Here is a 14,647-nt window from a genome sequence, read left to right on the forward strand (position 1 = left end):
CCCAATTGAGAGTGATGGAGGCCCGAGCGGCGGGCTGGGGTTGCGGCGGCATGTCTTCATAGAGCTTGTATGCCTCTCATGTTACGTCTTTCAAAATGATTCCCGCCGAGCTGGCAATTGCAGCAGGATAAGAGATGTCGGGTCACGACAATTTGAAAGAGATCGAAGACGCGGAAGGATTTTCTTTTCGTGGTTTGTTCAGACGTTACAGGACACCGCTGACGGCAGCGGCGACACTCGTGGTCTTCTGCCTCGTCGGCTACGCGATCATGCAGCTCACCAACGAAGTGCGCTATGACGATGTCGTCGATGCGCTGGCGGCGACCAGGCCGAGCGCCATCCTGCTTGCCCTGTTCTTCACCGCACTCAGCTTCCTCTCGCTGGTTTTCTACGATCTCAACGCCATCGAATATATCGGCAAGAAGCTGCCCTTTCCGCATGTGGCGCTGACGGCGTTCAGTGCCTATGCGGTTGGCAATACCGCCGGCTTCGGTGCGCTTTCGGGTGGCGCGATCCGCTACCGCGCCTATACGCGTCTCGGGCTTTCGCCCGAAGATATCGGCCGCATCATCGCCTTCGTCACGCTTTCCTTCGGTCTCGGGCTTGCCGGAGTCGGCGCGATCGCCCTCATCATCATCGCCGACGAGATCGGCCCGCTAATCGGTGTCAGCCCCTTCCTGCTGCGGTTGATCGCCGGCTCGATCGTTGCCATTCTGAGTGCAGTGATGATCATCGGCCGTGATGGCCACGTACTCGATCTCGGCCCTGTGGCAATCCGCCTGCCGGATTCGCGCACCTGGTCACGGCAGTTCCTCGTCACCGCCTTCGATATCGCCGCCTCGGCGTCCGTGCTTTACGTGCTGCTGCCGCAGACGGCCATCGGCTGGCCGGTCTTCCTGGCCGTCTATGCGATCGCCGTCGGTCTCGGCGTACTCAGCCACGTTCCGGCCGGGCTCGGCGTGTTCGAAACCGTGATCATCGCCTCGCTCGGCAGCGCGGTGAACATTGATGCGGTGCTCGGATCGCTAGTGCTCTACCGGCTGATCTATCATGTGCTGCCGCTGCTGATCGCCGTGCTTGCGGTTTCGGCGACGGAGCTGCGCCGTTTCGTCGACCATCCGGCCGCCTCCAGCGTCCGGCGCATCGGCGGACGACTGATGCCGCAGCTGCTATCGGCGCTTGCGCTGCTGCTCGGCGTCATGCTGATCTTTTCGAGCGTCACGCCGACACCGGACCAGAACCTCGAATTCCTCTCCAACTATCTGCCACTGCCGATGGTGGAAGGGGCGCATTTCCTTTCCAGCCTGCTCGGGCTCGCGCTCGTCGTTGCTGCGCGCGGCCTCGGCCAGCGACTCGACGGCGCCTGGTGGGTGGCGGTATTTTCGGCCCTTGCGGCGCTGACTTTGTCGCTCTTGAAAGCGATCGCGCTCGTCGAAGCCGCCTTTCTTGCCTTCCTCATCTTCGGGCTCTTCGTCAGCCGGCGGCTCTTTACCCGCCATGCCTCGCTGCTCAACCAGGCGCTCACGGCGTCCTGGCTGATGGCGATCGCGGTCATCGTCGTCGGCGCCGTCGTCATCCTGCTCTTCGTCTATCGCGATGTCGAATACAGCAACCAGCTCTGGTGGCAGTTCGAGTTCACCGCCGAAGCGCCGCGGGGCCTACGCGCCGTCCTCGGCATCACCATCATCTCGTCGGCGATCGCCATCTTCAGCCTGCTCCGGCCGGCGACATTCCGGCCGGAACCGGCGACGGAGGAGGCGCTGGCGCGTGCCGTCGAGATCGTCGGCAAGCAGGGCAATGCCGACGCCAATCTGGTGCGCATGGGCGACAAGAGCATCATGTTCTCGGAAAAGGGCGACGCCTTCATCATGTACGGCCGGCAGGGCCGTTCCTGGATCGCGCTATTCGACCCGGTCGGCGAACATCGCGCCGGGCAGGAGCTTGTCTGGCGTTTCGTCGAAGCAGCGCGCGCCGCCGGCTGCCGGGCCGTGTTCTATCAGATCTCGCCGTCGCTGCTTTCCCATTGCGCCGATGCCGGCCTGCGCGCCTTCAAGCTCGGCGAACTGGCCGTGACCGATCTTCGAACCTTCGAGATGAAGGGGGGCAAATGGGCAAACCTTCGCCAGACGGCGAGCCGCGCCCAGCGCGACGGGCTGGAATTTGCCGTTGTCGAACCTGAGGACGTGCCCTCGGTCATCGATGATCTCTCCGCCGTTTCGACGGCCTGGCTCGAGCATCACAACGCAAAGGAAAAGGGTTTTTCGCTCGGCGCCTTCGATCCCAATTACGTCTGTTCCCAGCCGGTCGGCATTCTGAAAAAGGACGGCAGGATAGTCGCCTTCGCCAATATCCTCGTCACCGAATCCAGGCAGGAGGGCACGATCGATCTCATGCGCTTTTCGCCGGACGCGCCGAAGGGCTCGATGGACTTTCTCTTCGTGCAGATCATGGAATATCTGCGCGGCCAGGGTTTCACCCACTTCAATCTCGGCATGGCGCCTCTCTCCGGCATGTCGAAACGCGAGGCGGCGCCCGTCTGGGACCGCATCGGCAGCACCGTTTTCGAACACGGCGAGCGCTTCTACAACTTCAAAGGCCTTCGGGCATTCAAATCAAAATTTCATCCGCACTGGCAACCGCGCTATCTTGCGGTCTCCGGAGGGGGCAATCCGATGATCGCGTTGATGGACGCGACATTTCTGATCGGGGGCGGATTGAAAGGGGTAGTGAGAAAATGATCAGGACAATCCTACTTGCCACGGCATGCGTCTGCATGCTCGCGGCCGCATCGGCTGATGCCGCCGAGGAGACCACGCAGAGCTTCGAAACCGGGCTCATCCCGTCGCCGCACATCTTCCTGCCGGAAGGAGAGGTGAAGGGCACGGTGATGCTGATCTCGGATGCCGCCGGCTGGGGCGACTATGAGAAGGGGGAGGCCGACAGGCTGGTCGCTGAAGGCGCCGTCGTCATCGGCGTCGATTTTCCCTCCTATATCCAGGCGCTTGACCGCTACGATGTCGGCCTCAATGACGGCTGTCTCTACATGGTTTCGGATATCGAATCGCTGAGCCAGCAGGTGCAGCGTGCGACCGGCAACAACGCCTATCACTTGCCGATCGTTGCCGGCATCGGCGAGGGCGGAGCCCTGGCGCTGGCGATCGCCGCGCAGACGCCGGATGCGACGATCGGCCAAACGCTTGCCGTCGATCCGGCCGCCGGCATTCCGCTTGCCAAGGAGCTTTGCACGCCGGCTTCCAAGCAGGTGGTCGGCCAACGCACGGTGTATGGCCTCAGCGAGGGGCCTCTGCCGGATCCTGTTGTGTCAGTCTTCACGCCCAAGGCCGACAAGGACGGCCGGGCGCATGTCGAGGCACTGAAGAAGACCCATTCCGCAATCGAAATTCGCGATTCCACCGACGACGCGCAGACGGTGCTTGCCGATACGCTTGACGATCTCGTTACCGCCTCCGGCGCCTTCGGCAATCCGCTCGGACTGCCGCTGGCGATCCTGGAGGCGACGCCTGCCCTCGATACGATGGCGGTGATCTATTCCGGCGACGGCGGCTGGCGCGACATCGACAAGGAGGTCGGCGGCACGCTGCAGAAGGAAGGCATTCCGGTCGTCGGCGTCGATTCGCTTCATTATTTCTGGTCGGAGCGCAAGCCGGAGGAGACGGCCACCGATCTTTCGAAGATCATCGATTTCTACCGGAAGCAGTGGAAGGTGAAGCATGTGCTGCTCGTCGGTTATTCCTTCGGCGCGGACGTTGTGCCTGCCACCTATCAGCTCCTCAAGCCGGCCGAAAAGTCGGCGGTGGCGCAATTGTCGCTGCTGTCGCTCTCGCACCAGGTCGACTACGTCATCTCCGTTCTCGGCTGGCTTGGCCAGAAGACGGAAGGGGCTGGAGGCGATCCCGTCGCCGATCTGAAGAATATCGATCCGAAACTTGTGCAATGCATCTATGGCAAGGACGACGATGACGATGTCGCCTGTCCGGCGGTGAAAGATAGCGGCGCGGAGGTGGTCGAACTGCCCGGCGACCATCACTTCGACGAGAATTACGATCTTCTCACCAAGACGATCATCGACGGACTGAAAAAGCGGCTGCGGAATTAGAACCTTTCCTGGTCAGATTGAAGCATTCTGCCGGAGCCGGTTTTCGTCAGGGCAGAGGCGATTGGCGAAGGGCATACCCGTTGGTACGCTCGAGCCGATCGCCTCTGATCCTGGCGGAGAGATGCCCGGCCCACCGACCGCACCGATTCGCCGTGGCGAAGCGATAAGTGCGTCCGGCGATTCCCAAGTCTTGCAGATTTGCCTGGCAAATCTGCGGGAGGGCTGGCTGAAACGGGCCGGCTGATCGACCGGCCGGCTTGGCCGTGGAGCTTTGCTACGACGCGCCGGCCGGTCGACCATCCGACTCCGTTTGAGCCAACAGAATGCTTCAATCTGACCAGGAAAGGCTCTAACGCATCAGCATTTCTTCGCTCCATCCGAGCTCGGCGAGTTCCTCACCGCGGAACCGCGCGTCGCCGGCGACAATGAATTCGTCGAGCTGCGGCGGAGCCACGCTGGTGCCGGAGAGCATTGCATGCACCTGGCCGCGATGATGCGTCTGGTGCTGGAAGAGATGGGCGAGGACGTCGTCCATCCGCTCTTCCTGGATGCGGTCGCCGCGATGGAGGCGGACGGCCGACACTAGCCTTTCCGGCGTTAGAGCCTCGCAAAGTGCGACCAGGCGCTGATCGACCCTGGCCTGAGCTTGCGCCAGCGATGAAATATCATCGAACGGTTCGTCCATCTCGAAGGCTTGGTAGCCGAGCGTGCCGCCTTCCAGGCCGTCGACATAGAACCAGTCGACCGTGATGATGTGGTTCAAGGTTTCCTTGATCGAGGGGAAGAAGCTGGTGCGCGGCGCTTCGAATTCACCAGGCTTCAATGCCGTGCAGGCCTGAAGCAGACGGTGGTTGGCAAGGGCGTTGTTATAGGCGAGCTTGCGAAATGACCTGATGGGATCGAAGGTCGGCATCGGCGCATCTCCTCTTCGCGTGCTTTCGGACTGGCTTGCGTCAGTTTTTCTCATCGAGATTGCCGTCCCGCCAGACGAGATGACGGGGGGCGACAGGCAGATTCTCGATCTCATCGGCGATGAAATAGGGCGGGATGTCGAGGTCGGTCAGGGCCTGGCGCGTCGCAAGCACCCATTTGAATTCGAGGTGGTTGTCACCGTCTTCGACGCGGTGGATGATTTCACCCGGCTGAAAGGGGAATTCCGGGGGGATGTCCATCAGGTAATAGAGGCCGAGTTCGTGCCAGTCGCGTTGTTCATAGCGGAAAAAGTTCTCGACGACCCAGAGCAGGCGGGAGACGGTGACTTCGAGGCCGAGTTCTTCCACCATCTCCCGTTTCAGCGTTTCCTCCGACGTCTCGCCGATTTCCGCCCTGCCGCCCGGAAAGGTCCAGAAAGGCTCATGCACGGCGCGATGAACGAGCACGTGGCCATCGCGAAAGCCGAGGCCGGCGATACGGTAATTGAAACGCTCAGCGCCTGCCGTCAGGCGGATGAGAGTGCGCTTGCTCATGTCATTCTATCCGAGATCGATCACGACGATTTCCGGCGGCACGCCGAAGCGCACCGGTGCGATGGAGCAGCCGAGGCCGCCGGAGACGATGATATTGCGGCCCTCCTCGACAATATGGCCATAAGCATAGCGATTGCCGTAACGCGAGGGGACCATCGGCGAACGGCCGAGGAAGCGGATCTGGCCGCCATGGGTGTGGCCAGACAGCGTCAGGGACACCCGCTCGGGCACGCGCGGAAAGATGTCGGGCTCATGGGCGAGCAGGATGACGGGGGCATCGTCGGTCACTTGAGTCAGCGTTCCCTCGAGGTCATCGAGGCCGAGCATATGCGTGCGGCCCCATCTCCTTCCGGGCAATAGCGCCAGCTGATCTTCGAGGCCTGCGAGCCAGAAGCCGCGGCCATCCTTTTCGAGCCGGACGGCGCGGTTGCCGTAGACAGGGATACCGACATCGCCAAGCGCCCGGTGCCCGAATGTCTCCATTCCGCCGTTCTTCTGGGCGGTCCTGTCCTCCCACCAGTCGTGGTTGCCCATGATCGCATGGACGCCGAGGGGGGCCTGCAGGGTGGCGAGCGCCTTCGACCATTGGCTCGAATGCACATATTGCGTCACCATATTCATGCCGGCGGCGTAATCGCCGAGAAGGAGGGTGACGTCGCCTTCGAGCTCGTTGGCCCTGTGGCAGATCGCGGCAATGCGGCTTGCCGACATCCAGGGTTCGCAGGCATGGATATCGGCGAGCGCGACGACGCGGAGCTTCAGCCCTGGTGTCCACCCCGGCGGCGTCAACCGGTAACGGGCAATGCCGAGCCGCGCCAGCGGTTCATAAGCGAAGGCGTACCCACCAAGCGACATGACGCCTGCAATGCCGCCGCCAAGAACCTTGAAAAATCCGCGGCGGGTAATCACTCAGTTGTCCTCCTGGAACAGCCGGAACTGCGCAGCCTCCATTTCCTTGGGCGGTTGCATTCCGAGATGTTTCCACGCGATTGCGGTCAGAACACGGCCGCGCGGTGTACGCTGAATGAAACCCTGCTGGATCATGTAAGGCTCGATGATGTCCTCGATCGCGTCGCGCGGCTCGGAAAGGCCGGCGGCGATGGTCTCGATGCCGACCGGGCCGCCGCCGAAATTGACGGCGATCATGTTGAGGTAACGTTTGTCGAGCTGGTCGAAGCCGACATTGTCGACGAGCAAGCGAGTCAGTGCCTCGTCGGCGATCTCACGCGTCACCGCCTCGGCCCTTGCCACCTCGGCGAAGTCGCGCACGCGCCGCAGCAGCCGACCCGCGATGCGCGGCGTGCCGCGGGCGCGTCTTGCTATTTCGCGAGCGCCCTCTTCGGTCATCGGCAGGTTCATCAGCCGCGCGCCGCGGCGCACGATCAGTTCCAACTCCTCGACGGTGTAGAAGCTCAGGCGCACCGGGATGCCGAAGCGGTCACGCAGCGGCGTCGTCAACAGACCGAGACGGGTGGTAGCCGCCACCAGGGTGAATTTCGAGAGATCGATTTTTACCGAGCGGGCGGCAGGGCCTTCGCCGATTATCAGGTCGAGCTGGAAATCTTCCATGGCGGGATAGAGGATTTCCTCGACGGCCGGGTTGAGGCGATGGATCTCGTCGATGAAGAGCACGTCTCGCTCCTCGAGATTGGTGAGGAGGGCGGCGAGATCGCCGGCCTTGGCAATCACAGGGCCTGACGTCGAGCGGAAATTGACGCCGAGTTCCTTCGCCATGATCTGCGCCAACGTCGTCTTGCCGAGGCCGGGCGGACCGACGAAGAGCACATGGTCCAGTGCCTCGCCGCGGTTCTTCGCCGCCTCGATGAAGACCTTGAGATTGGCGCGGGCTTCGGCCTGGCCGGTGAATTCGTCCAGCGATTGCGGGCGCAGGGTGATGTCGAGATCTTCGCCCCGCTTTTCCGGCGATATCAGGCGGGCGGGTTCGCTCATGCTCTCATTCCGTTTTGAAACCTGTCACAGCAATACACCAAAAATCGGCCGCCTCGACATCCTATCATCGGTTTTCCTGGCTTCACCGCGCCAGTTCTTTCAAGCCCAACCTGATCAGCTTGGCGCTATCGGCGTTTTCGCCGGCCGTCTTCATCGCCGCGGCAACCGCATTTGCCGCCTGGTCTCTGCTGTAGCCGAGGTTGGTCAGGGCGGAAACCGCGTCGGCAACGGGTGCGGCCGCGACACCTTCGCCGAGCTCCTGCTTGAGGGCGATGTTGATCGCTTCTCCGGCAAAGGCCGGCGCCCGGTTCTTGAGTTCGGTGACGAGACGCATGGCCACTTTCGGGCCGACGCCCGGCGCGCGGGAGACGGCGGCGCGGTCCTGCAGGGCGATCGCATTGGCGAGTTCGCCCGGCGTCAGCGTCGAGAGCACCGCGAGCGCCACCTTGGCGCCGACGCCCTGGACGCTCTGGAGCAGATTGAACCATTCCCGCTCCAAGGCGGTCATGAAGCCGAACAGCTTCAACTGGTCCTCGCGCACATAGGTTTCGATGAACAGTACGCAGGCCTCACCGGCCGAGCCAAGCTTGGACAGGGTGCGGGCCGAGCAATGGGCGACGTAGCAAACGCCGTGCACATCGACGAGCACATAGTCTTCGCCGATCTCGTCTATTGTGCCTTTCAGCTTGCCGATCATAGGGCGCGGTCTCTCAAGGGTGGGTTTCGGGCGTGATAAGTTCAACGGAGGGAAAATAAGATCGGTATCCGCTGGGGTCGCGGGTCAAAATCTTGTAGCCCCTTATCGCCGCATGGGCGCCGATGAAGAAGTTAGGCAATATCTGTTCGCGTCCGCCGCCGGCGTGACGGTAAAGCCGGAAGACTTGCGCCGCGGCGAAGGCAGCCGGCCAAGGCAGGTTCTCGCGGCGAAATTCATCCTGCGGAAGCAGTTGGTCGACTTCATCCATATCGTCGTAGCGAACGCAAAACTCGGAATAGATGATCGGATTTATGAGGACCGGTCCATCTTTAAAGACGTCGAGCATTTTCCGACGCGACCAACCGTGCCAGTCCGAACCGGCCACAGCCAGGTCGACGAGTATGTTTGTATCGACAAGCGTCGCCATCAGCGATCACGGGTCATCGACATGAGGTCTTCGGCATCAATCGCCTGATCGCCAGTTCCCTCGAGCCGACGGATCGTCTGCAGGAAACGGTCCAGCCGGCCCCGATCCTCGATCTCCTGCTTGCCGTTCTTCGGCGAGAGAACGAGCTTGCCGTTCTCGATCGAGAAGATGACCTCGCTGTTGGCCTTGATGCCCGCAAGCTCTCTAAGATCGCGAGGAATGGTGACCTGGCCTTTGGACGTCACGCGCATCTTGCTGCTCCTTCGAAGTAAGAATTATCCTTACTGTTGGAACAAGTCAAGAACAGATTAGCCGGCCAGCGCTTCCCGCATCCGGTTGCTGCCGCGATTGTGGGCATGGCAAATGGCGATCGCCAGGGCGTCGGCAGCGTCATCGCCTTTGAATTCGACCTTCGGCATCAGGATCTTCAACATCATGTGGATCTGGTGCTTTTCGCCGTGGCCGACGCCGATGACGGCCTTCTTCACGGCGTTCGGAGCATATTCGGAGACCCGCAGACCGGCGCGGGCCGGCACCAGCATGGCAATGCCGCGGGCCTGGCCAAGCTTCAGGGTCGCCACCGCATCCTTGTTGACGAAGGTCTGTTCGACGGCGGCTTCATCCGGCTTGTAAGTGTGGACGACCTCCGCCAAGCCGTCATGCAGCTGGCAGAGGCGAGAGGCAAGGTCCATGTCACCGTCGGATGTCACGGTTCCGGAGGCGACAAAGCGCAGGGAATTGCCAAGTGTGTCGATGATTCCCCAGCCGGTGCGGCGAAGGCCGGGATCGATGCCGACGATGCGAATCGTATTTTGCATGCTTCAACCTATAGCGACTACGAAATAACTGCCACCGATATGTGAACAAAACAAAAACATTCTCGGTTTTAAGCCGGTCCATTTACCGCGAATTAAAACAGATGCTTGAATTCTAGTGTCAAATACGAAGGGGGTCTCGTGTCGCAAGGAGCCCCGATGTTCTGTTTAAAAGATCGGTCGATCAGGCATGCGCTGCGTGCCAACGCCGGCAGGCGTGTTCAGAGGGGTTCGTCGTACATGGCACAGAGATTTCAATCCCTGTCCTTCAAGGTCATCGCCACATTCATTCTGCTGACGGTGCTGTCGATCGCAGTAATCGACGTGCTTGCCTATTTCGCCAGCAGCCGGATCTCCGACGAGCAGGCGCTGAAAGCCAAGGAGAGCGTGCTGATCTTTCGCGGTGACATGCTGCAGGATCAACTGACGCAGCTTGAAAACCAGGCAACGTCGATTGCGCGCATCGAAGCGCTGCAGATGTCGATCACCAGCCTGAAAAGCGGTTGGAAGACGATCGAGAAGACCTCCGGCGATGCCCGCGCCGAGTTGAAGAAGATTTTCATCTCCAGCAATCCCAACCCGGCGGATCAGCGCGAGAAACTGATGAAGCCGGAAGGGCCGAGCGGCTTTTATTATTCGAACCACGAGAAGACGCAGGGCGAAGTCGCCCGCGACCTCGCAGATACCGCCTTCAGCGATCTGCTGATCGCCGATCTCGACGGCACCGTCCTCTATTCCTACAAGAAGCAAGACGACTTCGCCGAGAATCTGAAGACGGACGCGTGGAAGCCAACCGGCGCCGGTATCGCTTTCGCCAAGGCAATCGAGAATACCGCCAAAGCGACCGATGACGCCGCACCGACAGGTTTTTCCGGCCTTCGCGTCGATGCCGCCAGCGGCAATTCGGCGATCTTCTATGCCGTGCCGATCGTCAAGCTCGGGGCGGCCAAGGGCATCATCCTGTTCAAGGTGCGCGACGACATCGTCACCGGCATCCTTGCCAAAGGCATCGTCCAGGGCAGCACGGCGCGGGCGGCGATAGTTTCCGGCGATGGGTCGGCCATCGGGCTCGACGCGAACGGCAGGCTTGCGACGCTCGACGCGACACCCTTCACTTTCATCAAGGACGCGCTTGCCAGTTCGGCGATGACGGTTGCCGATTTCAGCCGAGCGGATGGGGCGGCCCGCGCCTATGTCCGCGGTATTGACTATCGCGGCGACCGTTTCCTTGTCGTCGAGAGCGTGCTGCTCAGTGAGCTCAATGCCGGTTCGATCGAGATCGCCACTTTGCTAACCATGATCGGCATCGGCGTGCTCGTCGTCATGGCAGTCGCCACCGGGCTGGTCACCAATTTCCTGTTCTCGCCGCTTGCGCGGCTTGCCGGTGTGACCCGCGACGTCGCCGACGGCAAGCTCGACAGCGAGATCGGCAGCCTGAACCGCAAGGACGAGATCGGCACGATGGCGAATGCGCTCGCCCGCTTCCGGCAGTCGCTGATCGAAAGCCGCGAACTGGAAGCCGCCAGCGAAGAGACGCGCCTGCAGGCCGAGCAGGATCGCCAGCAGAATCTGGCCGAGCGCGAGGCCGAGGCAAAGACGCTGCAGCAGGTGGTCGAAGCGATCGACGAAGGCCTGCATCATCTGGCCAGCGGCGATCTTGCCTATCAGATCGATACGCGCTTCCCGAACGAGCTCGAAAGCCTGCGCATCAATTTCAACGAGGCGCTCGCGACGCTCAGCGAAACCATGACGGCCATCGGTGGAAATTCGATGGCGGTGCGCGCCGGCTCCGAGGAAATGCGCACCGGCGCCGACGAGCTCGCGGGGCGCACCGAGCGCCAGGCCGGCTCGATCACCGAGACGGCGAATGCGATCAGCGCCATCACCCAGTCCGTCCGGCGGCAGATCGAGCGGGCCGAACAGGCCGAGCGCATCGCCCGCGACGCCAAGAAGGAGACGACCGGCTCCGGCCAGATCATGCGCGAGACGATTGCGGCGATGGAGGCGATCCAGGCCTCCTCGCGCCAGATCAACACGATCATCTCGGTGATCGACGACATCGCCTTCCAGACCAACCTCCTGGCGCTCAATGCCGGCGTCGAGGCAGCGCGCGCCGGTGAATCGGGCAAGGGCTTCGCTGTCGTCGCCATGGAAGTGCGCGAACTCGCCCAGCGCTCGTCGAGCGCGGCCAAGGAGATCTCCAGCCTGCTGCAGAAATCGACGCATGAGGTCGAAAGCGGTGTGGCGCTTGTGGAAAGGGCTGGAGTGGCGCTGACCGGAATCGGCGCCCATGTCGAGGCGATCAACGGGCAGATCCACGACATCATGGGTGCGACCCGCGAGGAGGCCGATACGCTGCGGGAGATCAACAGCGCTGTGGCCGAACTCGACGCGATGACGCAGCAGAATGCCTCGATGGTCGAGGAAACGACGGCGGCGATCCACAGGCTGGCGACGGAAGCCCTGGAAATGGACCGCCAGCTCGGCAATTTCACGCTGCCGTCTGGCCACCACCAGTCCAGCGCCGAGGTGCACGTGCTGCGGCGTCACCGGTAACCACTATCTGACCGGTAACCACTATCTGACGGTATGGCAAAAGGGTCGCGCTGGCGCGGCCCTTTTTCTTTGCACGCACGGTTTGGAATGGTGCGGGCGCGAACCTACATAGGCTGCATCCTTCAACTGGCCGGCAGGTTTCCCATGGTTCCCTTCTCCATACTCGACCTTTCCCCCGTTGCCGACGGCAGCACCGTTAGCCAGTCGCTCGAGAGTTCGGCGCGGATGGCTCGCAAGGCCGAGGAATTCGGTTACAAGCGCTTCTGGCTCGCCGAACATCACGGCATGCCGGGGATCGCCAGTGCGGCCACATCAGTCGTCATCGGCCATGTCGGCGCCGCCACCAAGCGCATTCGCATCGGTTCTGGCGGCATCATGCTGCCCAATCATTCGCCGCTCGTCATCGCCGAGCAGTTCGGCACGCTTGAGGCGCTCTTCCCGGCCGCGTCGATCTCGGCCTCGGGCGCGCGCCGGGAACGGATATGCGCACGGCGCAGGCGCTGCGTCGCAACCTCGAGGCCGCCGCCAACAGCTTTCCGAACGATGTGGTGGAACTGCAGCAACTGCTCGGCACGCCGGTCGAGAACCAGGCGATCCTCGCGGTTCCCGGGAATTCATCGCATATCCCGATCTGGCTGCTCGGCTCCAGCCTCTACAGCGCCCAGCTTGCCGCGATGCTTGGGCTCCCCTATGCCTTCGCCTCGCATTTCGCGCCCGACATGCTGCTCGACGCGATCGCGATCTACCGCGACCGCTTCCAGCCTTCGGCGACGCTCGACAAGCCCTATGTGATGGTCGGCGTCATGGGCTCGGTGGCGGCGACGGATGAGGAGGCGCGCTATCATTTCACCTCCGCCGAGCAGCAATTCGTCAACTTGCGCCGCAATGTCCGCGGCCCGTTCCCGCGTCCGCTGGCCGATATGGAGGGCTTCTGGTCGCCGATGGAGAAGATGAATGTCGAACACACCCTGCGTTGTGCCGTGGTCGGCTCGCCGACGACGGCGGAGGCGAAACTGACGACGTTTCTCAAGGAAACACAGGCCGACGAGGTGATCATCTCCATGCCGATCCATGATATCGAGACGCGGCTGAGATCGGTGGAACTGTTCGCGGGCCTCGGCAACTTCATGCGGGTGGCCGCATAGGTTCGCAACGAGCGCCTTGGCACAAAAAACCCGGCGTCACCGCCGGGTTTTCCATACAAGATCGTTTTAAGAGAATCAGGCGGAGAGCTTGGCCAGCACTTCTTCCGAGACCTCGAAGTTGGAATAGACGTTCTGCACGTCGTCATCGTCTTCCAGGCTGTCGATGAGCTTCATCAGCGACTGGGCCTTTTCTTCGTCCACCGGCACATTGTTCTGAGCGCGCCAGACTGCCTTGACGGTTTCAGCTTCGCCGAGGCCGGATTCCAGCGCTTTCGAGACCTCACCAAGGGCTTCGAAGGCGCAGGTGATGTAGTGGCCCTCTTCGTCGGTCTCGACATCATCGGCGCCGGCTTCGATCGCGGCTTCCATCACCTTGTCGGCGTCGCCGACGGAAAGCTTGTAGGTGATTTCGCCGACATGGTCGAAGGAGAAGGAAACGGAACCGGTTTCGCCAAGAGCGCCGCCGGCCTTGGTGAAGATCGAGCGGACGTTGGAAGCGGTGCGGTTGCGATTGTCGGTCAGGGCCTCGACGATGATCGCCGTGCCGCCGGGGCCGTAACCCTCATAGCGGACTTCGTCATAGTTTTCGCCGTCGGCGCCAGCTGCCTTCTTGATGGCGCGGTCGATGTTGTCCTTCGGCATGGACTGGGCCTTGGCGTTCTGGATCGCCAGGCGAAGACGGGCGTTCATCATCGGGTCGGGCAGGCCGGCCTTGGCGGCTACGGTGATTTCGCGCGCAAGCTTGGAGAACATTTTCGACCGCACGGCATCCTGACGGCCCTTGCGGTGCATGATGTTTTTAAACTGTGAATGGCCAGCCATGGCACCCCTGTTCACGTCTCATTGTTCGGAATGGGCCGCCTTATAAGAGCGAAACCGCGCCCTTTCAAGGAAAAAGCAGTTTGGAACAAAGGTGAGGGGATGACGTTTCAAGAACTCCATCCAACGGAAAGGAACGGTCATGGCAAGTCTCAGCGATGCGCAGGAACAGCCAGCACGTCAGCTCTGGGATCAGGTCAACGATGTTCATGCCGGCATGCTCGGAATTTCCGGGCTCGACATGCACATGCAGCCGATGGCGCCGCATGCCGATCCCACCACCAATACGATTTGGTTCTACACCAAGACCGATGCCGATATCGTCCGCGCCATCAAGCCCGGCAGCCGCGCGCATTTCTGCGTCATCGGCAAGGATCACGATTATCACGCCTGCCTTGCCGGTGTGATCGATGTGCGTCCCGACCCTGCCAAGATTGAGGAATATTGGAGTTCGATCGTCGCTGCCTGGTATGATGGTGGCAAGAAGGATCCGAAGCTCACCATGCTTGCTTTGCATGTCGACGATGCCGAGATATGGGTCTCGACGGGCAACAAGCTGAAATTCGGTTGGGAGATTGCCAAGGCCAATCTCGATGACGACAAGGTGCCTGATGTCGGCATCAAGCGTCACCTGCAATTCGCCTAACGCGCCGAA

The 14,647-nt window shown here is 61.6% G+C and carries 13 protein-coding genes and 1 pseudogene; 5 read left to right on the forward strand and 9 right to left on the reverse strand.

Going from position 1 to position 14,647, the window contains the following annotated elements:
* Positions 1 to 134: 134 nt before the first annotated feature.
* Both mprF and MF410_RS22960 read left to right on the forward strand, forming a co-directional pair.
* Positions 135 to 2,738: a bifunctional lysylphosphatidylglycerol flippase/synthetase MprF gene (gene mprF / locus MF410_RS22955; RefSeq protein ID WP_097629227.1), complete on the forward strand. Its 2,604-nt coding sequence runs from the start codon at positions 135 to 137 to the stop codon at positions 2,736 to 2,738.
* Complete coding sequence (locus MF410_RS22960) at positions 2,735 to 4,117, forward strand: AcvB/VirJ family lysyl-phosphatidylglycerol hydrolase (RefSeq protein ID WP_097629228.1); 1,383 nt, start codon at positions 2,735 to 2,737, stop codon at positions 4,115 to 4,117. The genes mprF and MF410_RS22960 overlap by 4 nt, the downstream gene beginning before the upstream one ends.
* A gap of 349 nt (positions 4,118 to 4,466) precedes the next feature.
* Here the strand turns inward: MF410_RS22960 and MF410_RS22965 are convergent, their stop codons facing one another.
* The 8 genes from MF410_RS22965 to ruvC form a co-directional block, all read right to left on the reverse strand.
* On the reverse strand, positions 4,467 to 5,030 hold the full coding sequence (locus MF410_RS22965; protein ID WP_097629229.1) for a DinB family protein: 564 nt from the start codon (positions 5,028 to 5,030) through the stop codon (positions 4,467 to 4,469).
* Positions 5,031 to 5,070: 40 nt separating this feature from the next.
* Positions 5,071 to 5,583, reverse strand: coding sequence for an NUDIX hydrolase (locus MF410_RS22970; protein ID WP_097629230.1), 513 nt, complete (start codon positions 5,581 to 5,583; stop codon positions 5,071 to 5,073).
* Between the two features lie 6 nt (positions 5,584 to 5,589).
* Positions 5,590 to 6,492 (reverse strand): metallophosphoesterase, encoded by a 903-nt coding sequence (locus MF410_RS22975; RefSeq protein ID WP_097629231.1) that lies wholly within the window; start codon positions 6,490 to 6,492, stop codon positions 5,590 to 5,592.
* On the reverse strand, positions 6,493 to 7,533 hold the full coding sequence (gene ruvB / locus MF410_RS22980; protein ID WP_064840622.1) for a Holliday junction branch migration DNA helicase RuvB: 1,041 nt from the start codon (positions 7,531 to 7,533) through the stop codon (positions 6,493 to 6,495).
* Between the two features lie 82 nt (positions 7,534 to 7,615).
* Positions 7,616 to 8,230, reverse strand: coding sequence for a Holliday junction branch migration protein RuvA (gene ruvA, locus MF410_RS22985; protein ID WP_097629232.1), 615 nt, complete (start codon positions 8,228 to 8,230; stop codon positions 7,616 to 7,618).
* 13 nt (positions 8,231 to 8,243) lie between these two features.
* Positions 8,244 to 8,657, reverse strand: coding sequence for a type II toxin-antitoxin system VapC family toxin (locus MF410_RS22990; protein WP_097629233.1), 414 nt, complete (start codon positions 8,655 to 8,657; stop codon positions 8,244 to 8,246).
* Positions 8,657 to 8,908, reverse strand: a complete 252-nt coding sequence (locus MF410_RS22995) for an AbrB/MazE/SpoVT family DNA-binding domain-containing protein (protein ID WP_097629234.1) — start codon at positions 8,906 to 8,908, stop codon at positions 8,657 to 8,659. Before MF410_RS22995 ends, MF410_RS22990 begins: the two co-directional genes overlap by 1 nt.
* A gap of 57 nt (positions 8,909 to 8,965) precedes the next feature.
* Positions 8,966 to 9,475 carry a crossover junction endodeoxyribonuclease RuvC gene (gene ruvC / locus MF410_RS23000; protein ID WP_003590322.1) on the reverse strand — a complete coding sequence of 170 codons (510 nt, stop codon included), beginning with the start codon at positions 9,473 to 9,475 and terminating at the stop codon, positions 8,966 to 8,968.
* 237 nt (positions 9,476 to 9,712) lie between these two features.
* Between ruvC and MF410_RS23005 the strand changes: the two genes are divergently transcribed.
* Together MF410_RS23005 and MF410_RS23010 are read left to right on the forward strand one after the other, a co-directional pair.
* Positions 9,713 to 12,028, forward strand: coding sequence for a methyl-accepting chemotaxis protein (locus tag MF410_RS23005; RefSeq protein ID WP_097629235.1), 2,316 nt, complete (start codon positions 9,713 to 9,715; stop codon positions 12,026 to 12,028).
* A gap of 144 nt (positions 12,029 to 12,172) precedes the next feature.
* Positions 12,173 to 13,173, forward strand: a pseudogene (locus MF410_RS23010) (LLM class flavin-dependent oxidoreductase).
* A gap of 75 nt (positions 13,174 to 13,248) precedes the next feature.
* On the opposite strand, the gene MF410_RS23015 reads toward MF410_RS23010, so the two are convergent.
* Positions 13,249 to 13,995, reverse strand: coding sequence for a YebC/PmpR family DNA-binding transcriptional regulator (locus tag MF410_RS23015; protein ID WP_003590326.1), 747 nt, complete (start codon positions 13,993 to 13,995; stop codon positions 13,249 to 13,251).
* A gap of 139 nt (positions 13,996 to 14,134) precedes the next feature.
* Here MF410_RS23015 and MF410_RS23020 point away from each other — a divergent pair, with 139 nt between their 5' ends.
* Positions 14,135 to 14,638, forward strand: a complete 504-nt coding sequence (locus MF410_RS23020; protein ID WP_012558848.1) for a pyridoxamine 5'-phosphate oxidase family protein — start codon at positions 14,135 to 14,137, stop codon at positions 14,636 to 14,638.
* The last annotated feature ends 9 nt before the right edge of the window (positions 14,639 to 14,647 follow it).

The sequence above is a fragment of the Rhizobium sp. C104 genome, from assembly GCF_022354505.1.
GTDB lineage: Bacteria > Pseudomonadota > Alphaproteobacteria > Rhizobiales > Rhizobiaceae > Rhizobium > Rhizobium redzepovicii.

Coding starts and splice junctions, on each gene's coding strand:
- MF410_RS23005 (WP_097629235.1), top strand. CDS start 9,713: ATGGCACAGAGATTTCAATCCCTGTCCTTCAAGGTCATCGCCACATTC.
- MF410_RS23015 (WP_003590326.1), bottom strand. CDS start 13,995: ATGGCTGGCCATTCACAGTTTAAAAACATCATGCACCGCAAGGGCCGT.
- ruvC (WP_003590322.1), bottom strand. CDS start 9,475: ATGCAAAATACGATTCGCATCGTCGGCATCGATCCCGGCCTTCGCCGC.
- ruvA (WP_097629232.1), bottom strand. CDS start 8,230: ATGATCGGCAAGCTGAAAGGCACAATAGACGAGATCGGCGAAGACTAT.
- ruvB (WP_064840622.1), bottom strand. CDS start 7,533: ATGAGCGAACCCGCCCGCCTGATATCGCCGGAAAAGCGGGGCGAAGAT.
- MF410_RS22965 (WP_097629229.1), bottom strand. CDS start 5,030: ATGCCGACCTTCGATCCCATCAGGTCATTTCGCAAGCTCGCCTATAAC.
- MF410_RS22970 (WP_097629230.1), bottom strand. CDS start 5,583: ATGAGCAAGCGCACTCTCATCCGCCTGACGGCAGGCGCTGAGCGTTTC.
- MF410_RS22990 (WP_097629233.1), bottom strand. CDS start 8,657: ATGGCGACGCTTGTCGATACAAACATACTCGTCGACCTGGCTGTGGCC.
- MF410_RS22960 (WP_097629228.1), top strand. CDS start 2,735: ATGATCAGGACAATCCTACTTGCCACGGCATGCGTCTGCATGCTCGCG.
- mprF (WP_097629227.1), top strand. CDS start 135: ATGTCGGGTCACGACAATTTGAAAGAGATCGAAGACGCGGAAGGATTT.
- MF410_RS22995 (WP_097629234.1), bottom strand. CDS start 8,908: ATGCGCGTGACGTCCAAAGGCCAGGTCACCATTCCTCGCGATCTTAGA.
- MF410_RS23020 (WP_012558848.1), top strand. CDS start 14,135: ATGGCAAGTCTCAGCGATGCGCAGGAACAGCCAGCACGTCAGCTCTGG.